At 38.4% G+C, this 19,434-nt stretch carries 19 protein-coding genes; 7 read left to right on the top strand and 12 right to left on the bottom strand.

The features are described 5' to 3' along the window. The first annotated feature begins 160 nt into the window (after window positions 1-160). Window positions 161-757, top strand: a complete 597-nt coding sequence (locus FN756_RS07915) for a YceI family protein (RefSeq protein ID WP_142603070.1) — start codon at window positions 161-163, stop codon at window positions 755-757. Window positions 758-871: 114 nt separating this feature from the next. Here FN756_RS07915 and FN756_RS07910 read toward each other — a convergent pair whose 3' ends face one another. Beyond that, window positions 872-1,282 carry a BrxA/BrxB family bacilliredoxin gene (locus tag FN756_RS07910; RefSeq protein ID WP_142603068.1) on the bottom strand — a complete coding sequence of 137 codons (411 nt, stop codon included), beginning with the start codon at window positions 1,280-1,282 and terminating at the stop codon, window positions 872-874. A 251-nt stretch (window positions 1,283-1,533) separates the two neighbouring features. Between FN756_RS07910 and ahcY the strand changes: the two genes are divergently transcribed. Next, window positions 1,534-2,841 (top strand): adenosylhomocysteinase, encoded by a 1,308-nt coding sequence (ahcY, locus tag FN756_RS07905; RefSeq protein ID WP_142603066.1) that lies wholly within the window; start codon window positions 1,534-1,536, stop codon window positions 2,839-2,841. Between the two features lie 184 nt (window positions 2,842-3,025). Continuing rightward, a complete protein-coding gene (locus FN756_RS07900) occupies window positions 3,026-3,286 on the top strand; it encodes a DUF1456 family protein (RefSeq protein ID WP_142603064.1) in 261 nt (86 codons plus the stop codon). A 121-nt stretch (window positions 3,287-3,407) separates the two neighbouring features. On the opposite strand, the gene aceA is transcribed toward FN756_RS07900, so the two are convergent. Then, window positions 3,408-4,691: an isocitrate lyase gene (gene aceA / locus FN756_RS07895; RefSeq protein ID WP_142603062.1), complete on the bottom strand. Its 1,284-nt coding sequence runs from the start codon at window positions 4,689-4,691 to the stop codon at window positions 3,408-3,410. A 117-nt stretch (window positions 4,692-4,808) separates the two neighbouring features. Continuing rightward, on the bottom strand, window positions 4,809-6,422 hold the full coding sequence (aceB, locus tag FN756_RS07890) for a malate synthase A (RefSeq protein WP_142603060.1): 1,614 nt from the start codon (window positions 6,420-6,422) through the stop codon (window positions 4,809-4,811). Window positions 6,423-6,569: 147 nt separating this feature from the next. On the opposite strand from aceB, the gene FN756_RS07885 reads away from it, so the two are divergent. Next, window positions 6,570-8,045 (top strand): helix-turn-helix domain-containing protein, encoded by a 1,476-nt coding sequence (locus tag FN756_RS07885; RefSeq protein WP_142603058.1) that lies wholly within the window; start codon window positions 6,570-6,572, stop codon window positions 8,043-8,045. A 1-nt stretch (window position 8,046) separates the two neighbouring features. Further along, on the top strand, window positions 8,047-8,763 hold the full coding sequence (locus FN756_RS07880; RefSeq protein WP_142603056.1) for a pyridoxine 5'-phosphate synthase: 717 nt from the start codon (window positions 8,047-8,049) through the stop codon (window positions 8,761-8,763). Here FN756_RS07880 and FN756_RS07875 read toward each other — a convergent pair whose 3' ends face one another. The 9 genes from FN756_RS07875 to folP form a co-directional block, all read right to left on the bottom strand. Then, window positions 8,764-9,699, bottom strand: coding sequence for a YihY/virulence factor BrkB family protein (locus tag FN756_RS07875; protein ID WP_142603054.1), 936 nt, complete (start codon window positions 9,697-9,699; stop codon window positions 8,764-8,766). It lies immediately after the preceding gene. After that, on the bottom strand, window positions 9,677-10,603 hold the full coding sequence (locus tag FN756_RS07870; protein WP_142603052.1) for an alkaline phosphatase: 927 nt from the start codon (window positions 10,601-10,603) through the stop codon (window positions 9,677-9,679). Before FN756_RS07870 ends, FN756_RS07875 begins: the two co-directional genes overlap by 23 nt. A 209-nt stretch (window positions 10,604-10,812) precedes the next feature. Then, window positions 10,813-11,769, bottom strand: a complete 957-nt coding sequence (gene trhO, locus FN756_RS07865) for an oxygen-dependent tRNA uridine(34) hydroxylase TrhO (protein WP_142603050.1) — start codon at window positions 11,767-11,769, stop codon at window positions 10,813-10,815. Between the two features lie 222 nt (window positions 11,770-11,991). Continuing rightward, window positions 11,992-12,357: an SxtJ family membrane protein gene (locus tag FN756_RS07860; protein WP_142603048.1), complete on the bottom strand. Its 366-nt coding sequence runs from the start codon at window positions 12,355-12,357 to the stop codon at window positions 11,992-11,994. Between the two features lie 4 nt (window positions 12,358-12,361). Further along, the gene (locus tag FN756_RS14465) at window positions 12,362-12,511 is read right to left on the bottom strand and encodes a DUF5989 family protein (protein ID WP_185955224.1); all 150 of its coding nucleotides are present in this window, start codon (window positions 12,509-12,511) and stop codon (window positions 12,362-12,364) included. Between the two features lie 4 nt (window positions 12,512-12,515). Beyond that, entirely contained in the window at window positions 12,516-13,646 is a 1,131-nt protein-coding gene (locus tag FN756_RS07855) for a hypothetical protein (protein WP_142603046.1), read from the bottom strand. Between the two features lie 17 nt (window positions 13,647-13,663). Further along, window positions 13,664-15,526, bottom strand: a complete 1,863-nt coding sequence (locus tag FN756_RS07850; protein ID WP_142603045.1) for a carbamoyltransferase family protein — start codon at window positions 15,524-15,526, stop codon at window positions 13,664-13,666. Window positions 15,527-15,728: 202 nt separating this feature from the next. Further along, window positions 15,729-16,523 carry a diadenylate cyclase CdaA gene (cdaA, locus tag FN756_RS07845; protein ID WP_142603043.1) on the bottom strand — a complete coding sequence of 265 codons (795 nt, stop codon included), beginning with the start codon at window positions 16,521-16,523 and terminating at the stop codon, window positions 15,729-15,731. Window positions 16,524-16,654: 131 nt separating this feature from the next. Continuing rightward, a complete protein-coding gene (gene folP, locus FN756_RS07840; RefSeq protein ID WP_142603041.1) occupies window positions 16,655-17,506 on the bottom strand; it encodes a dihydropteroate synthase in 852 nt (283 codons plus the stop codon). A 155-nt stretch (window positions 17,507-17,661) separates the two neighbouring features. On the opposite strand from folP, the gene FN756_RS07835 reads away from it, so the two are divergent. Both FN756_RS07835 and FN756_RS07830 read left to right on the top strand, forming a co-directional pair. Then, complete coding sequence (locus FN756_RS07835) at window positions 17,662-18,150, top strand: DUF1599 domain-containing protein (RefSeq protein ID WP_142603039.1); 489 nt, start codon at window positions 17,662-17,664, stop codon at window positions 18,148-18,150. A 68-nt stretch (window positions 18,151-18,218) separates the two neighbouring features. Next, window positions 18,219-19,400 (top strand): BT_3928 family protein, encoded by a 1,182-nt coding sequence (locus FN756_RS07830; protein WP_317131198.1) that lies wholly within the window; start codon window positions 18,219-18,221, stop codon window positions 19,398-19,400. Window positions 19,401-19,434: the final 34 nt, after the last annotated feature.

Raw genomic sequence — 19,434 nt, 5'->3', positions numbered from 1 at the left:
GACATTCTTAAGTCAAATCGAACATCGGATATAATCAATTAATAAACAGCCGAAATAGGAGTTATTTCGGCTGTTTTATTTAATACCATATTTGCGCTTGCAAAACTAGATGTTTAAACATATATTTGCAGCCGTAAACAATATGCAATAAAAAATAAGTATGAATAAATTTTTCACAGCATTAACAATGGTTGCAGCAACTGCGTTAATGTCATTTACAACACCAGGTAAAAAAGCTGAAACGTTTAAAGTAGATGCGACTAAAAGCACCGTTGAATGGAACGCTAAAAAAGTAACCGGCGAACACAGTGGGGCTATTAAACTAGCAACCGGTAGCTTAACTTATGATGGCAAAACAATCAAAGGTGGTACATTCACGATTGACATGAACTCCATTTCTTGCTCAGATATTACTGACGCAAACTACAACGGCAAATTAATCGGCCACTTAAAAAACGATGACTTCTTCAGTACAGAGAAATTCCCTACGGCAAAATTTGACATCACTGAAGTAAAAAGTACTGGTGCTGATAGCTACGAAATTTCTGGTAATCTTACCATCAAAGGGATAACCAAACCGCAAACGTTCCCTGCAACTGTTAAAAAAGCAGGCAATAATCTTGTTGCTACTGCTAACCTAACAATTGACCGTACTGCTTTTGATATCCGTTACGGATCGGCTAGCTTCTTCAATGTAGGCGACAAAGCAATTGCTAACGATTTTACATTGAAAATCAGCCTTGTTGCAAGCAAGTAAGGATTAAAAACATAGACTAAAGACAAAAAAAGCTCAGCAACTATACTGAGCTTTTTTGTATAATCAAGTTATCAAAATACCAATAACTGACAACTGTTAACCATTAACTAAATTTTAGCAATATTGTTCAAATGCGCCGATCAGATTTTCTGCAATCATTTGAGCCGGGCGGCCTTCGATATGATGACGCTCAATCATATGAACCAATTTGCCATCTTTAAACAAAGCAATTGAAGGCGAAGAAGGAGGATAAGGCAACATATAACCACGAGCTTTATCAACAGCCTCTTTTTCCATACCTGCAAAAACGGTTACCAATTTATCAGGACGTTTAGCATTTTTGGCTGCAATTTTAGCTGCAGGACGTGCATTTGCAGCCGCACAACCGCAAACTGAATTCACCATAACCAATACGGTTCCTGCTCCTGTCATTGCATTTTCAACTTGTTCAGCAGTCATTAACTGCTCAAAACCAGCAGTCGTTAAATCTTCGCGCATAGGCGCTACCATGTATTCTGGGTACATACGCTTAATAGTATTTTATTTCTACAAAAGTAATTGTTTAACCTTCAATTACCTGAATTTGTTTTGTCAAATCCTGATTGTCCATTGCTCATTGGTTCATTTGTTTTTGATTGATTAATCTCAGGTTGTCAGCCAACAAATAAACAAACTAATTAACTGCTTAATTTACAATACCATAACAGCATATTCATTGCGATTCACAAACTTATGCCTTACCTTTGCGTTCTCTTAAAAAAAGAATACAAAATATCATGGTAGAAACGTATGTAAAATATAAAGTGAAAGACATTTCACTTGCAGAATGGGGTCGTAAAGAAATTGAACTTGCTGAAGCAGAAATGCCTGGTTTAATGTCACTTCGCAAAGAGTTCGGTGCATCAAAACCTTTAAAAGGTGCTCGCATTGCAGGTTGCTTGCACATGACTATCCAAACAGCGGTTCTGATCGAAACATTAATTGAATTAGGCGCTGAGGTTACCTGGTCGTCATGCAATATTTTCTCTACACAAGATCATGCAGCAGCAGCTATCGCGGCAGCAGGTATCTCTGTTTATGCGTGGAAAGGCATGAATGCTGAAGAATTTGACTGGTGTATTGAGCAAACCTTATTCTTTGGAGAAGAGCGTAAACCATTGAATATGATCCTTGATGATGGTGGAGATTTAACCAATATGGTTTTTGATAAATACCCTCAGTTAATTGATGGCATCCGCGGTCTTTCAGAAGAAACCACTACTGGTGTTCATCGCTTATACGAGCGTATGAAAAACGGCACCTTGTATTTACCTGCAATCAACGTAAACGACTCGGTTACTAAATCGAAATTCGATAATAAATACGGTTGCCGTGAATCATTAGTTGATGCTATTCGTCGTGCTACTGATGTTATGATGGCTGGTAAAGTGGCTGTTGTTGCAGGTTACGGTGATGTTGGTAAAGGTTCTGCTGATTCATTGCGCAATGCAGGTGTTCGTGTAATCGTTACCGAAATCGACCCTATCTGTGCACTTCAAGCCGCAATGGAAGGTTTCGAGGTGAAGAAAATGAAAGATGCGGTTAAAGAAGCTGATATCATTGTTACTGCAACTGGTAATTACAACATTGTAACCGGCGAACATTTCCGCTCAATGAAAGATAAAGCTATTGTTTGTAACATTGGCCACTTCGACAATGAAATTGACATGGCTTGGTTAAACGAAAACCACGGTGCATCTAAAATTGAAATCAAACCGCAGGTTGACAAATACACCCTCGACGGTAAAGATATAATCATTTTGGCGGAAGGTCGCTTGGTAAACTTAGGCTGTGCTACTGGTCACCCATCGTTTGTAATGTCGAACTCGTTCACGAACCAAACCTTGGCGCAATTAGAGTTATGGACCAACAGAGCTGCTTACAAAAACGAAGTTTACACCTTACCTAAGCACCTGGATGAAAAAGTTGCTCGCTTACACCTTGCTAAAATTGGTGTTGAATTAGATGAGCTGACTAAAGAACAAGCTGATTATATCGGCGTTGACGTTCAAGGTCCGTTTAAACCTGAAGCTTATCGCTACTAATTATTAAACGAATGATTGATTTATAGAATCATTCTCAGATAAAAAATCCCCGATCATTCATGATTCGGGGATTTTTTATGAAATATAACCCAGGCAATGAAAACCTTAATCCTTTCACCTAAAACCTTATCTCAATTCCGTACTTTTGCAGAAGTCTTTTTTCCTGATTCTTCAATCTTAAAACATGAGCAACAACGACGTTATAAAGAAATTAAGAGTAGCCTTAAAGCTACGCGACGATGATATCGTCAAGATATTAGGTTTAGTGGATTTTCGAATTACCACCACTGAACTTTCTGCTTTTTTCCGTGCAGACGATCATCCTAATTTTAAACCAATGGGCGATCAGATTTTACGCAACTTCTTGAACGGATTGATCATTCACTTACGTGGAGTTAAAGACGCCACTCCTAAAACTGCTCCCATTCCTAAAAAAAATGACTGAATTAGAGAATGATTGAGTTGAGAGAAGGCGAGAATAAAAATCATCCCTCATTCAATCAAACTTACACTATTCCTGCACTCATTCTATAATTCTATCATTGAATAATTCTAATCTTCACCCTCTAGCGAAACTGTTCTTCTTCGGTTGAACCTTTTAGAGCTGTAGTAGAGGCCATACCTTCCATAATGATATTTTGCACTTCATCAAAATAACCGGTCCCTACAAACGCTTGATGTTTTATCGCACGGAAACCATGTTCTTGCTGCAATACAAACTCGCGTTCTTGTAAGCGGGAAAATCCTAGCATCCCCAATTCGCCGTAAGTCATCGCCAGTTCAAACATGGCCGTATTTAAGACATGGAAACCGGCCAGGGTAATGAATTGGAAGTTATAACCCATCGCTGCCAATTCTTCGCGGAAATGAAGCATGGTGTGTTCATCCAAATTCTTCTTCCAATTGAACGAAGGCGAGCAGTTATAAGCCAACATTTGATCAGGAAACTGAGTATGAATGGCTTGAGCAAATTCACGAGCTTGCCCCAAATCAGGTTTTGATGTTTCACACCAAACTAAATCGGCATAAGGAGCATAACTCAAACCGCGATTAATTGCTTGCTCCAACCCCGCCTTAACATGATAAAATCCTTCACTGGTACGCTCTGCAGAAGTTATAAATGATTGATCACGTTCATCACAATCGCTGGTTATTAAGGTTGCGGCATCAGCATCAGTACGGGCAATAATGAGTGTTGAAACTCCCATTACATCCGATGCTAAGCGAGCTGCGTTTAACTTGGCGATAAACTCTCCCGTTGGGACCAATACTTTACCACCCATATGTCCGCATTTCTTGGCAGAAGCAAGCTGATCTTCAAAATGAACCCCGGCTGCTCCGGCCTCGATCATGGCTTTCATCAGCTCAAAAGCATTTAAATTACCTCCAAAACCAGCTTCCGCATCGGCAACTATTGGCGCAAACCAATGCACATCACCTTTGCCTTCTAAGGTTTGAATCTGATCGGCACGCATTAATGCATTGTTAATCCGTTTCACCACCAACGGAACACTATTCGCAGGGTATAAACTTTGATCCGGATACATTTCTCCAGCAATATTAGCATCGGCAGCAACCTGCCAACCGCTTAAATAAATGGCTTTTAAACCGGCTTGCACTTGCTGCACCGCCTGGTTTCCCGTAAGAGCACCGAGTGCTGCAACATAATCTTCAGCTTGGAGTAAATCCCACAAACGATTTGCTCCTAAACGAGCTAATGTATGTTCAATTCTGACTGACCCGGTCAATCGAAGTACCTGCTCAGGTTTATAAGTACGAGAAACGTCTTTCCAACGGGAATGAGTAGCCCACTCGGTGGCCAATAACTCAGCTTTCTGTTCAAGTGACATATTTTCAAGTTCTAAGTAGTAAGTAATACGTTTTGAAACATACAAATGTCACGCTGAGCGGAGTTGAAGCGTTTTTAGCTGTAACATTCCACTCGATCAGTGTGAAAATCTTAATAATCAGTCATTGTATTGAATGTAAGGGTAGGCCAACAGGGTCAAAAATTCTGGAAACTGTTTAGCAAAAATCAGTTCAGAAAATAAGCAGGAAGCCAAAAGAAATTTTTCTTTATGAAATCCCTCTTCCCCAACTTCAGCACGCAGTTTTTCTTTTTCTTCTTCAATAATGGTGCTTACATAAGCGCGGTCGATAAGTTTCCAGTTTGCCATAATACTTCCATGACGAATCCACTGCCAAACTTGTGCACGTGAAATTTCAGCAGTAGCGGCATCTTCCATCAAATTATTAATTGCAGCAGCTCCTACTCCATTGAGCCATGAAGCAATGTATCGTATGCCTACATTAATATTCAAGCGGATACCTTGCTCGGTAATGTGATTTTGCGCAGAAGGAATATTTAGCAGATCACATGCCTTTATATCAATATCTTCAAGCAGGTTATATTTCTGATGTGGTTTATCTCCCAATGCCTTATCAAATGAAGCTCGGGCGACTGCAATTAAATCAGGGTGAGCCACCCATGTTCCATCAAAGCCATTAGCAACTTCAAAATCCTTATCCTCTTTCACCTTTTCAAAGGTCATCAAATTCACATCTTCATCTTTGCGACTTGGAATAAAAGCCGCCATTCCTCCCATTGCATGCGCACCACGCTTATGGCAGGTTTGTACCAATAATTGTGTATAAGCGTGCATAAAAGGAACGCGCATGGTTACCTGGCTTCGATCAGGAAGAATAAAACGGGAGTTTAAACGAAATTTTTTAATAATGCTGAATATATAATCCCAACGACCGGCATTTAAACCGGTAATATGATCACGTAATTCAAACAAAATTTCATCCATTTCAAATGCGGCTAAAATAGTTTCAATAAGCACGGTACACTTTACCATTCCGTGAGGAATGCCGAGTTTTTCTTGAGCGAACTCAAACACCTGATTCCATAATCTTGCTTCCAAATGACTTTCCAATTTCGGCAAGTAAAAATAGGGTGCAGTTCCACGACGGATTAACTCATGTGCATTGTGGAAGAAGTATAAACCAAAATCAAATAAAGAGGCCGAAATTGACCGGCCATCTACCTGAAAGTGATTTTCATCCAAATGCCAGCCACGTGGACGAACCATTAAAACTGCAGTTTTATCATTCAGTTTATAACTTTTACCTTCCGGGGTTTCAAAATCTATTTTGCGACGGATAGCATGATACAAGTTTTGTTGCCCCTCGATCACATTTTCCCAAGTTGGAGAAGTGGCATCTTCAAAATCGGCCATGTACACGTTAGCTCCTGAATTCAATCCATTGATGATCATTTTGCGATCAACAGGACCGGTAATTTCCACTTTGCGATTTTGCAGATCAGCAGGGGTTGACGCCACCTTCCAGTCAGCAGAACGTATCCATTCTGTTTCAGGTAAAAAATCAGGCATTTGTCCGTTATTAATATCACGTTGACGCTCCATCCGGTTACAAAGCAGATCACGACGTGTTTCTTCGAAATTACGATGTAATGCCACCATGAATTCAATGGCAGCAGGAGTGAGCAATTGACTGTGTTGGCCGTCGTACCCGTTCCGAATAGCTACCAACGGCTGAGAGATTGTGTTTTCCATAGCATCTTATGTTATTGATTGTTAAACTAATATAGCAAAAATATTTTAAAAGCGAAAATTCGCTAATTTTATTTTTACGCTTTTAGTGAAATTTGTTTGAATAAAAAATATTGAGTTAATTTGATTTAAAAGTCAATCACAGAAAATTTGATACTTAACGAAGACACTATCCGCCTTATTCTTGGACTGAAAATCAGAACCCTAAGGTCAGAAAAAGGAATCTCCTTAACCGAACTGGCTTTAAAAACAGGAGTTTCTGTTTCTTATCTCAATGAAATCGAGAAAAGTAAAAAACATCCGAAACCAAGTAAAATTGCGTTGATTGCCGATGCTCTGGATGTGAGTTATGATCAGCTTGTATCGCTCGAGATGGATAAAAAACAGCTAACGGTTGCACGGCTCTTAAGTTCAGAATTCATGAAAGAATTGCCTCTCGAGCATTTCGGATTAGACAATTCCACATTAATTGATGCCTTTACTACTGCCCCAGCCCGATTTGGAGCTTTTATAAACACATTAATTGAGATTGCACGAAGTCATGATATAAGTGTGGATCAATTTTATTTTGATGCCCTTCGGTCATTTCAAGAGATGCATGAAAATTATTTTGGAGAAATAGAAGCATCAGCACAGCAACTTGCTGAGCTATATTCGTTAGAACAAAATGATGTAAACTTAACGCCCAAACTTGAACTTATTCTTAAAGAAAAATTCGGCATAACAGTTTCTTATCAACTGCAAAAACAAACAGGCTTAGCACAACTCCGTTCTTTATACCATTCCAAAAAGCAACAATTACTCATAAACGGACTGTTAAGTACAAATCAGAAAGCATTTATACTGGCAAAAGAAATAGGCTTTCAATTTCAAGAACTACATGACAGGCCCAACACTTCCGCTTGGGCGAAATCCGAATCATTTGAAGCGGTATTGAATAATTTTAAGGCGTCGTATTTTGCCGGAGCTTTACTTATTTCTTGTGATCAGCTGGTAGAAGATATGCAACAAGTATTCAGCTCAACTACCTGGGACAGTGAAAAATTGGCTACCATTATCAATTCTTACCCTGCGACTTCTGAGGTATTTATGTACCGATTAACGAGCATTCTTCCTAAATTTTTTGGGTTGCATCAGCTTTTCTTCCTTAAATTTGACCACGATATTCAGTCGGGAGAAACGGTATTGGCGAAAGAGCTTCATCTTGCCGGATTACACAATCCTCATGCTAGTTTTCTAAATGAACATTATTGCCGTAGATGGATTTCCATTTCATTATTGGAAAACAAGATGACTAAAGGTTCAAATGAAATGAAGATCGGAATTCAGCGCTCTTCTTATGTGAATTCCAGCAATGAATATTTGGTAATCAGTATTGCGCGGCCGGAGCATCCGAATAAAGAAAAGAGCAATAGTCTTACAATCGGTTTATTGATCAATCCGGTGTTGGCGCAAAAGGTGCAGTTTTTAAATGACGAAAAAATCATATCGCGCTTGGTGAATATTACCTGTGAACGATGTGAGCTAACGGATTGTGCTGAAAGAGCCGCAGCTCCTATAAAATTTATAAAGAAACAGGCACAAGAACGCCTGATTAATGCAATTGAAAACTTCTTAAACGAATAATATGTCTGTAAAACTTAGTGTCAACATAAACAAGTTCGCCACCATACGTAATGCCCGAGGAGGCAATAATCCTGATATTTTGAAAGTAGCCTTGGATTGTGAGCGTTTCGGAGCTCAGGGAATTACCGTCCATCCTCGTCCGGATGAGCGGCATATCCGTTACCAAGATACGCTTGATTTAAAACCAATCTTAACTACAGAATTTAACATTGAAGGCCGACCGGATTATCGTTTTATGGAAATGGTATTGAAGATAAAACCTGCCCAATGCACATTGGTTCCTGATGCTCCTCAGGCTATTACTTCAAACGCCGGCTGGGATACAATCAAAAACAAAGAGTTTCTGCAAAACATAATTGCCGAATTGAGAAAAGCAGGGATTCGAAGCTCAATTTTCGTAGACCCTGACCTGGCAATGATTGAAGGCGCGGCAGCAATTGGCACCGATCGCATTGAATTATATACCGAAGCATATGCATCAGGTTATCACAAAAAACGAGAAGAAGCCATTCAACCTTATTTAGAAGCTGCAAAACTAGCTCATTCATTAGGTCTGGGAGTTAATGCCGGCCATGATCTTGACTTGGACAATTTGAAATATTTGAAAGACAGCATGCCCGAACTAGCAGAAGTTTCAATTGGCCATGCTCTTGTTTGTGATGCATTATACCTCGGCTTAGAAAACACTATTCAGCAGTATTTGAGGCAGCTGAGATAATTACTCGGCAAATTTTTTGTGAGGTGTTTCAACATCACGATGAACTATCCAAACAGCATACTCATTTGGTTCCAAATCGGAGCCAAATATTTGTGCATATACCTGCGTAAACTCGGCCCCCAAGTAGAGAATTACCGATGAATAATAAACCCATAGCAAAATAACAATAGCCGATCCTGCCGCCCCATAAGCCGTTGATATTGCACTTGAACTAATGTAATAACTAATAGCAAACTTCCCTGCCATAAACAACACCGCCGTAACTATTGCTCCAACTATTACATCTTTCCATTTAATTCGAGCGTCTGGAAGAACTTTAAAAATGATAGCAAACAAAACGGAGGTGATGGAAAAGGTTAAAGCTAGGTTAACCATATAAACTATGTAAATTTCCATGTAAGGGAAATAGCTGTTAAGGCGAGTCAAAAAAGCGTCAATAAAACCATTGAGTAAAAGGGATACCAGAAGAATAAAACCTAAACTAATTACCATTGAAAAGGAAACTGCTCTATTAATAAGAACCTTCAGCCAACCTCGTTTGCCTTTATTGGACTTTGCTTTTAGTCCCCAAATTTGATTAATAGAATCCTGTATCTCTCCAAAAGCTCCTGTTGCCCCTATGAATAATGTAATTACTCCAACAATGGTTGCCTTAGAACTACTGTGAGAAAGGGAAACGTTGCGAATGATATCTTGAATTGTTAAGGCAGCTTTATCACCAACAAACTCCCGAATTTGATGATATATAGAACCTTCTAGAGCGGCTTTCCCATAAAAAATATCACACAGAGAAATAATTATAACCAGCATAGGGGGCAGTGAAAATATGGTATAATACGCTAATGAAGCACTAAGTTTCATCACCTTATCATCTATAAATTCAATTCCTGTTTGTTTTAATAAACGCCAAATATTAGTTAGATAATTGCTTTTCATGTTTTTTATCTTCCATATCCATAACACTTTTAACCGGCCGTCCAACCCATACCTGTGGAATATTTAGATGCAAAATGTATGCTATTGTGGCCGCTGTATCATAGGTCATGATACTCTCCGTAATTTCATGATTTTTTTTCACGTTCGGGCCTAAAATCACCCATGGAATTTCCATTTCTTGCATTGTTACCCCACCATGCCCATGGCCCAATCCTCCATGATCAGCAGTGAGTATAATGATGGTATTTTCACCCATTCCTGTTTCATTAACCGCATCCCATAGTTTACCTAAATTTTCATCGGTTTTAGTAACCTGTTTATAATATTTTGGCGTATTATGGCCATTCCTATGCCCTACTTGATCCACTTCATCTAACTGGATGAAAAGTAAATCAGGTTTTTTTTCTTTCAGATAGTTAATTGCTTCGTTTATGGTATTAATATCACTATCAGAATGTTCATTATGACTTAAAGCTTGTACAGGAATCAAATGATAAATTCCGCCCCAAGTATAAAATGCACCGATTTCCGCATCGGGCCGCTGTTCACGTAAAATCGAAAAAATAGAGGGAAATCTGTTAAATGAATCAATGGCCTTGGGAGGCAATTCAGGCGCTTTGCTTCGACGTTCAGTATAACCGTGCAGTTCGGGAGTGGAGCCCATCGTCATAGAAGCCCAATTTACCGCGCTCGATGATGGCAATACACAACGAGCATGAAGGGTATAACTTCCTTGCGCCATCATTTTTTTTATATTAGGCATATTGGCAGTAGGAAAACAGTACGCTCCAAATCCATCAACACCAATTAAAATAACATGTTTAATTTGAGTGGGCAGCCCATAAACACAACCGGGCGATAGAAGAATTATTAAGGTGAGTATCTTTTTAACATATGGTAACATAGGCTTGAAATAAAAAGTTGGGGCTTCTTTCAAGTACCGGCATTTAAAACCTGATACTTTACCTAATACCTAAATTTACCATTTTTTAAAGGCAAAGAAAACAGCCGGGACGATTAACCCTTAGGCAACATTATTACTCCCCTACTTTCATTGCTCAATAGGTATAAATAAAAAAACGAGGAAGTGTTTTCCTCGTTTTTCGTAATTTATTATTCAACCGGCTCTCCAATTCTTGGAACCTTAACGTATTCTTGAGAAAGTTTTATATAATAACCGCTACCATCATAAACACGACGGCGAGGGTGATCAATGCATTCATTACTACAACAACCCATCATTTCCCATCCACAATCTTCACATAAGGTAAATTGCTCATTACATTCAGGGTTGGCACAGTTTACCATTTTAGGAGATGTTTGTCCACAATGTTTACAGGTAGAAACAACCGTTGGATTTACTGCATTTACATCAACCGCTACACGATTATCAAACACATAACATTTGCCTTCAAAATCTTTCCCACCAGCTTCTTTACCATACTTAATGATTCCACCGTGCAATTGATACACATCTGTAAAACCTTCGTGCAATAATAGCGCACTTGCCTTTTCGCATTTGATACCACCTGTGCAATAGGTAAGAATCTTCTTATCCTTATACTGGGCCAGTTCATTTATTTTTGAAGGAAAATCACGGAAGTTTTCAATATCAAGCGTGACTGCATTTTTAAACCTTCCTAGATGATGTTCATAATTAGAGCGAACATCAAGAACCACAACGTCATCACGATCTTTCATCACCATAAATTCTGTCGGCTCTAAGTGTTTACCTGTTTTCACTTCAGGGTTGATAATTCTAGGATCGCGCAGACCCGAATGAACAATTTCAGACTTATAACGCACATGCATTTTAAGGAAAGAAAGTTCATCAACATTATCAATTTTAAATTCGGTTTTAGCAAAACGCTCGTCAGCATGAATGGCATCCATATACGCTTTGCAAGCTTCAGGAGTACCCGAAATAGTTCCATTTAAGCCTTCATCCGCAACAATAATACGTCCGACAAGATTTAACGATTTGCAAAATTTTAGATGTTGAGCAGCAAACTGCTCCGCTTCTGCTATAGCCGAATAGCAGTAATAAAGTAGGGTCTGGAATTTTTTCATAATTACATTGATACCGCTGCATACGGCGTATAATGATTTTGCAAAAATAAGAATTTTAACTAATCTGAGAAGGATTGATTACCTCAAGCTCTTACTTCAGTAAGTTTATTGCCTGTTCGTTATCAAAACCCTGTTTTTTAACACCTCGTCAGTAGCGTAAATAATTGCAAAAGCTCCATGGTATTTACCACAGAGCTTCTCATAAATTGACCTAATTATTTATTACCATGTATTTTCAAGATCATCAGCCTGATACATTTTATTGCGAACAAAATAATACGAATTCATTTCCTTACGATAGACAAAATTTGCGGAACCTTTAAATAAACGCTTCAAATAAGCGACCGGGGTTAACACCAGAAAAAAAATGAGTGTTAACAAAACCCTACCGTTTATATAACCGAGCACCTCAGAAAACTTTAACCAGCCTTTCGTAATCCAAAGACCTAAAGAGCCTAAAAAAAACACTCCACAAAGCCCCATCAACAATGCAGCAGTATAAAAGCCATGAATATTAAATATTAAACCGGCTGCGATCATTGCTGTTGTGAGCACCAATAAGGATTCGGAAATTTGTTCCTTTTTCATATGTTTAAAATAAAGTGTAAATGAATGGAGCAATGGCCGATCCTCCACCTAAAACTACAAGAACCCCGATAAGCAGTAACATTACTATTACCGGAATGAGCCAGAATTTTTTACGTTCACGAAGGAACTTTGCCAGATCGATTAAGAAGTCCATATGCTTATTTTTTTAAAAATTTAACCAAAAGTTTTTCAGTGTATTTATTACCTGTCGCGTTCCAATGACCATCGCATGATAAGTATAACTTACTAGCATCCTTACCATAATCATTATAAGTCTCAGGCAGTAAATCGAGGTAATGAATTCCGCTGTTTTTGCAAAAAGCCCCTAGCTCATTTCCTAGTTTGCTTACTTTATTCTCAATTGCATATCTAGACAAGTCTGACTGTACAGGAATCGTAAAAATGTAAATCTCCTTGCCTTGAGCTTCCCTTTTAATGTTTTCAATGGAGAATTTCATTTTATTAAACTCCTTTAGAGTGTAATCATAATAACCCGAATAAGGCAAATTACTCTTAGCTAAATAAACGATAGGCTTAACATGTTTCAAATAGAAATAGATGTTAAACCAGTACGTATAAGATTTTAGAAATTCAGTTAGATTGCCACGAAATGAGGTAGCCAATTTGATTTTATAGTCTAAACTTTCACTATCTTCAAGTTTAAGAGGAGAATACGTGAGTTTGTAATCAGGATAGGAACCTACCCAAAATGGTTTGTATAACTTAGGATCAATTTTCAGGCTAAAATCCCTATCATCATCCTGAAAGTCATTAAAAGGCAATATTCCTATCAATACCTTATCATGACTGAAGTTTTTCGCAAGATCTTTATAAAGAAGATACTCTTGAGTAGGCCCCATACTGGTGGTGGCAAAGTTCAAGAACTCAACCTTAAGCTCTTTTTCAAGTAGATTGGAAACGCGTTCATTTTCTTCCACTCCATAACCTTCCATAAAAGAATCTCCTAAAACAATCACCCTATTGGCACCATTTTCTTTAATCCTCTCTTTATCTCTGGCACCATATGAATTAATTCTGTAGCTAACATTAAAGCAATCTTTGGTGGAAACTATATTCCCTGGTTCATGCCAAGCCCCCCAAATCGGATTAATATCTGCAAAAATTGGTTTCCAATTCTTCCCATAAAAGATATAGGTGAATGATGGTTTTTCTGCGGGAACGTATTTTATTTCAATAAAAATAAAGCAAACCAACTCAATAAGCGCATACGTAATTAACCCTATAATAAGAGTATCGCGGATCGTTTTCCACTTAAATAAATTTTTCATTGGCAATGAGTGTTTTATTAATCGAGCACAAATTCTTTTTTCCAGTCGAGCGTTTCCTTCCACTGGGGCTGTTCCATTTTATTGAAAATATAATGCCCAATAACCAGATAATCCATTTCGGTACGCATAAGACATTTGTAAGCATCTTCAGGTGTACAAACAATAGGTTCTCCCCGAACATTAAAACTGGTATTAACAATTACTCCATAACCTGTTAAGGCTTTGAATTCATTGATCAATGACCAGTATCTCGGATTAGTTTCTTTATGAACTGTTTGAATGCGGGCTGAATAATCGATATGAGTTATCGATGGTATATCACTTCGCAAAAAGTACAATTTATCAAGCAGAGAAAGCTCATTGTAATCATCAGGCAGTTGATTTTGCCGTTCTTTACGCACGGGTTGTACTAATAGCATATATGGTGATTCACTTTCCAGATCGAAAAACTTAGCTGCATCTTCCATTAGCACAGAAGGGGCAAAAGGCCTGAACCCTTCACGGTATTTAATCTTTAAATTGAGTTTTTTCTGCATTTCAGGATTTCGGGCATCTGCAATGATACTACGATTGCCTAATGCGCGCGGACCAAACTCCATGCGCCCCTGAAACCATCCGATTACATTGCCTGTAGCAAGCAGTTCAGCGGTTTGCTCCGCAACTTGCTCAAAGTTCTCACAACATTGAAAATTTGCCTGGTATTTACGCGCCATTTTTTCAATATCCAACATTGAAAACTCCGGACCAAGATAAGCGCCTTGCATATGATCGTAATCGGTGGTATAATTCCGAGGCTGGTCAAAGGAAATATGACGCGCGGCCAAGGCAGCTCCTAATGCTCCGCCGGCATCTCCCGCGGCCGGTTGTATATAGATATTATCGAAAATATTAGCGTTTTGTAGTTTACCATTGGCTACACAGTTCAAAGCCACTCCTCCGGCTAAACATAAATTACTTGCTCCTGTAAGTCGTTTTGCTTCTTTGGCCATACTTATCACAACTTCTTCGGTTACCTGCTGTATGGCTAACGCTAAATCACAGTGATGCTGTTCAAGCAAACTCTCTGACTTGCGCCTCGGAAATCCAAAAAGTGCTTCCCATTTATGTTCATTAACCATGGTAAGTTCGGTGGCATAATTAAAATACTCCTGATTTAGCAGAATAGAGCCGTCTTCTTTAATATCGACAAGCTTTGTTTTAATAATATCGATATATCGCACCAAGTCAATTGAATCAGGATTACCATACGGAGCAAGACCCATCAGTTTATATTCCCCTGAATTCACTTTAAAACCCGTAAAATAGGTAACCGCTGAATACAACAAGCCTAATGAGTGCGGAAAATGTAATTCTTTAAGTATAGAGATTTGATTTTCTTCTCCGTAGCAAATAGAAGCCGTTGCCCATTCGCCAACTCCATCTATTGTTAAAATCGCAGCTTTGCTAAAATTGGTAGGATAAAAAGCACTAGCGGCATGTGAAAGATGATGCTCCGGAAAAAGAAGTTTTAGTTTCTTTTTATCATAAGATCCAACTCTTTTTAGTTCATCCCTGATTAATTTTTTAAGAAACATCTTCTCCTTAATCCAAACAGGCATTGCGGCTAAAAATGATAGCAATCCCTTTGGAGAATTCCCATAATAGGTTTCGAGCAATCGCTCAAACTTCAATAAGGGTTTATCGTAAAATACAACCGCGTCAAGATCATCGATAGAAACACCTGCATAGTCAAGGCAGTATTTTACAGCATTATGCGGGAAAGAAGGATCATGTTTCACACGAGTAAAGCGCTCTTCTTGAGCAACTGCAAGAATTTCAGAATCATCGATAATTGCAGCTGCCGAATCATGATAGAAGGCAGATATTCCGAGTATTTTCATAGAGAGCTGACTTAGACCTACTGCATCGAGAAAATTATGCCAATATCAACCATGTTATAATGCAATGTATAGAAATATAACCACGAATAAAGAATTAGAATAAAAAGTAATGACCAGATCTTAAAAGAAAAGGACGATGGCACACCATTTTCTTTTAAAACATACACCTAACAACCTGAATGTGTACAAATTATACTCCGCCTTAGATCCAATCTTTACGCAGGTTTTTTTCTAGTTCAGACATGTCAAGATTCGTCTTGATTTTTCCTTGTCGCGCGTAAGCAATATTTCCGGTTTCTTCCGAAACAACAAGAGCTGCAACATCAGCAACTTCAGAGATACCCACTGCCGCCCGATGGCGCAAACCCATGTATAATGGCAGTTCGTGATTTTCGGCTAGTGGTAAAATACAGCCAGCAGCCATGACCCGATTTTCGGCTATAATTACGGCCCCATCATGCAAAGGACTGTTTTTACTAAAGATGGTTTCTAACAAGCGTTTGGATATAACAGCCCTCATCTCTTCGCCATTCTTATAAAAATTTTCATCTTCATAACTTCTGGCGAAAATAATTAATGCACCGGTGCGGGTTTCCTGCATGCTTTTACAAGCATCTAAAACCGGTCGTAGCTTGGAATAGCGAATCTCTTTTTGAGCTTCGTTTCTAACAAAAAATTTAAACCAATATTGATTACGATAGAGTTTGAAATTCTTGCCAATCATCAGTAAGAATTTACGAATCTCAGGCTGAAAAACGATTACCAGTGCAATAACTCCTACCTGGAAAAAACCATTCAGAAACGCAGTTAACAATTTCATCTGTAATGACTTTACCAACAGGTAAAAAAGATAGACAAACAAATAACCGATTAATATATTAACGGCGATGGTGCCTCTGAGTAAACTATAGAAAAGATAAATCAGTATGGCAACCAATATAATATCAACTACGTCGAAAATGCCAAAATTTGAAAAAAGTACTTGGAATGAGTCCATGCTACTAATATATATTTTTTATAACTGATAGAAAATTGACCATAGATAGTCCATGATTCACAGAGTATGACTGATTGAAACACTTAATTTATACAACTATGGACCGTCTACCATGGACTATAAGCTCATTTTCAACCTACTTTCATCCAAATCTTCAACACTTCAGCAGCCTCTTTCACATCATGAACCCGAAGAATAGCAGCCCCCTTTTGCAAAGCAATAGTATTAAGTACCGATGTTCCGTTAAGAGCTTCTTCTGGTTTGCTTTCCAGCAACTTCCAAATCATCGACTTTCGCGAAAGTCCGGCAAGAAGAGGTAAATCAAAAATTTTGACTTCATCCATGTGTTTTAACAACTCATAATTTTGATCGATGTTTTTCGCGAAACCAAAACCCGGATCGAGTATTAAATCATGCACTCCAAGCTTTTTAAGTCTGGTTACCTTATCCACGAAGTATTTTACAACCTCACGCATTAAATCATTGTAATCGGTGAGTTGCTGCATCGTTTGCGGAGTACCACGCATGTGCATCAATATGTAAGGCACTTGCAAACGAGACACAGTTTCAAACATTTTACCGTCCAGTTCTCCTGCTGAAATATCGTTAATAATATGCCCTCCGGCTTTAATTCCAGCTTCCGCTACTTCCGAACGAAAGGTATCGACTGAAATAATAGCGTTAGGGTAATTTTCCTTAATGAGTGTTAAAGCCGGCAGCAAACGGTCAATTTCTTCTTTAGCAGAAATATCAATGGCATTCGGGCGAGAAGAATAGGCGCCCACATCAATGATAGAGGCCCCATCGTCTAGCATTTTGCCACTCTGTTCAACTATCGCCTGTTCATCTAAATAACGGCCTCCATCAAAGAAAGAATCGGGAGTTATGTTCAGAATGCCCATGATTTTTGGCGTACTCAAATCGAGCAAATGCCCTCCACAGTTTATAGTTGCTCTCTTCGAAAAAAATGTATTTTTGTGCATCACAATAAAAACCCAACGTATTAAAGGTTTTAAAACTACTAAAATTTAAGATACCGGTTTCTGTTGTACCTTTAAAACGATTTATTTCAAAGAAATTGCAAACTACTACAGCTACTCAATACAATTCGGTAATAAAAACCTGCAAAGAATTGTTCATGAAAAAAACCCGTGACTACGGTACCGCATGGCGCATTCTTCGCCCTGAATCAATAACTGACCAAATTTTCATCAAGGCTCAGCGCATTCGTACCCTTGAAGAAAAAAAAGTGAGCAAAGTAGACGAAGGTATTGTTCCGGAGTACATCGGTATTATTAACTATTGTGTTATCGCGATGATTCAGCTGAACATGAACGATACCGACGAAATGGAAATCGAGGCAGAAAAGGTGAGTGCTCTTTATGACCTGAACATAAACGAAACCCGCAACTTAATGGAAGACAAAAACCATGATTACGGAGAAGCGTGGCGTGATATGCGAGTAAGCTCTCTTACTGATTTGATCCTGATGAAATTACTCCGTGTTAAACAAATTGAAGACAATAAGGGCCAAACGCTGGTTTCTGAGGGTGTAAAAGCCAATTATCAGGATATTATCAATTATTCAGTTTTCGCGATGATAAAAATAGGCATTGCTAATAGTTAGATCAAAAAAGGCCGTAGTCGATGGTCAATAGTCCATAGATTATTTAACCTCTATTTTATCTATGAACCATGGCCTATAAACTATGGGCAATTTTTTACCACAAAAACATGAAACACATTACTACCATTTGCCGGATTTTAGTCGGTTTACTTTTCATCTTTTCGGGATTAATTAAACTAAACGACCCATTGGGTTTTTCTTACAAGCTCGAAGAGTATTTTGAAGTATTTCATATCAATTTCTTTAATTCATTTTCAGTTGCTATCGCCATTATTTTATGCGCGCTGGAAGTGATTTTAGGTATCGCCATTCTTTTTGGAGCCAAAACCAAACTGGTTTCATGGGGATTATTATTGCTGATCATTTTCTTCAGCTTCCTAACCTTCTATTCGGCTTACTTTGATGTGGTAAAAACATGCGGATGTTTTGGAGATGCAATTCCGCTTACACCATGGCAATCTTTCAGCAAAGATTTGATCTTGTTGATTTTGATTTTGGTTATCTTTTTTAATCAGGATAAAATCAAATCTGTTTTCGGAGATAAAGGTTCAATTGTGGTCATCATCGCAGCTTGCCTTCTTGGTTTCGGAACCGGTATTTATGCTTACCGTAATCTACCTTTCATTGATTTCCTTCCGTATAAAATCGGCAATAACCTTCCCTCATTGATGAAAGTGCCTGCCGGAGCGCAGCCTGACGTGTTCAAAGTGGTTTACACGCTTAAAAACAAGAAAACTGGCGAGTTGAAAGAAATCGATGATAAAGCATATATCGCTACCAAAATTTATGAAAACCCTGATTGGGAATACGTAAAAGCATCTGACCCCGTGTTGGTAAAAAAAGGATATACTCCTCCTATACGTGATTTAAAAATTAACGATAGTGATGGAAACGATGTAACGAGTACGCTGCTTGAAAACCCTGATTACAGTTTTTGGATTGTTGAGAATGATCTGCCTAAAACCAACAAAAAAGTTCAGGAGCAACTGAATAAAATCACATTATTGGGAGAAGAGTATAAAATCCGTACGATTGGACTTACCTCGACTTCTCCGTTGGATGCCGAAACGTTTCGTCATGAAGTAAATGCTTATTATGAGTTTTACTTTGCTGATGCAGTGCCGTTAAAATCAATGGTGCGTGCAAACCCGGGACTAATACTGCTTAAAAACGGGGTGGTTATCAATAAATGGCATTACAATAACTTGCCTACAGTTGATGAATTAAGGAAGAATTATTTGAATAAGTAGTTAGTACATAGTCAGACTAAACACTATTAACAAT

Origin of the sequence: Solitalea koreensis (assembly GCF_900182575.1) — a bacterium.
Lineage (GTDB): Bacteria > Bacteroidota > Bacteroidia > Sphingobacteriales > Sphingobacteriaceae > Solitalea > Solitalea koreensis.
This window is presented reverse-complemented; position numbering and strand designations above follow the sequence as displayed.

Bases quoted from the DNA above. Each gene is read 5' to 3' on its own strand.
- FN756_RS07915 (WP_142603070.1), top strand. From the start codon at position 161: ATGAATAAATTTTTCACAGCATTAACAATGGTTGCAGCAACTGCGTTA.
- FN756_RS07910 (WP_142603068.1), bottom strand. From the start codon at position 1,282: ATGTACCCAGAATACATGGTAGCGCCTATGCGCGAAGATTTAACGACT.
- ahcY (WP_142603066.1), top strand. From the start codon at position 1,534: ATGGTAGAAACGTATGTAAAATATAAAGTGAAAGACATTTCACTTGCA.
- FN756_RS07900 (WP_142603064.1), top strand. From the start codon at position 3,026: ATGAGCAACAACGACGTTATAAAGAAATTAAGAGTAGCCTTAAAGCTA.
- aceA (WP_142603062.1), bottom strand. From the start codon at position 4,691: ATGTCACTTGAACAGAAAGCTGAGTTATTGGCCACCGAGTGGGCTACT.
- aceB (WP_142603060.1), bottom strand. From the start codon at position 6,422: ATGGAAAACACAATCTCTCAGCCGTTGGTAGCTATTCGGAACGGGTAC.
- FN756_RS07880 (WP_142603056.1), top strand. From the start codon at position 8,047: ATGTCTGTAAAACTTAGTGTCAACATAAACAAGTTCGCCACCATACGT.
- FN756_RS07875 (WP_142603054.1), bottom strand. From the start codon at position 9,699: ATGAAAAGCAATTATCTAACTAATATTTGGCGTTTATTAAAACAAACA.
- FN756_RS07870 (WP_142603052.1), bottom strand. From the start codon at position 10,603: ATGTTACCATATGTTAAAAAGATACTCACCTTAATAATTCTTCTATCG.
- trhO (WP_142603050.1), bottom strand. From the start codon at position 11,769: ATGAAAAAATTCCAGACCCTACTTTATTACTGCTATTCGGCTATAGCA.
- FN756_RS07860 (WP_142603048.1), bottom strand. From the start codon at position 12,357: ATGAAAAAGGAACAAATTTCCGAATCCTTATTGGTGCTCACAACAGCA.
- FN756_RS14465 (WP_185955224.1), bottom strand. From the start codon at position 12,511: ATGGACTTCTTAATCGATCTGGCAAAGTTCCTTCGTGAACGTAAAAAA.
- FN756_RS07855 (WP_142603046.1), bottom strand. From the start codon at position 13,646: ATGAAAAATTTATTTAAGTGGAAAACGATCCGCGATACTCTTATTATA.
- FN756_RS07850 (WP_142603045.1), bottom strand. From the start codon at position 15,526: ATGAAAATACTCGGAATATCTGCCTTCTATCATGATTCGGCAGCTGCA.
- cdaA (WP_142603043.1), bottom strand. From the start codon at position 16,523: ATGGACTCATTCCAAGTACTTTTTTCAAATTTTGGCATTTTCGACGTA.
- folP (WP_142603041.1), bottom strand. From the start codon at position 17,506: ATGCACAAAAATACATTTTTTTCGAAGAGAGCAACTATAAACTGTGGA.
- FN756_RS07835 (WP_142603039.1), top strand. From the start codon at position 17,662: ATGAAAAAAACCCGTGACTACGGTACCGCATGGCGCATTCTTCGCCCT.
- FN756_RS07830 (WP_317131198.1), top strand. From the start codon at position 18,219: ATGGCCTATAAACTATGGGCAATTTTTTACCACAAAAACATGAAACAC.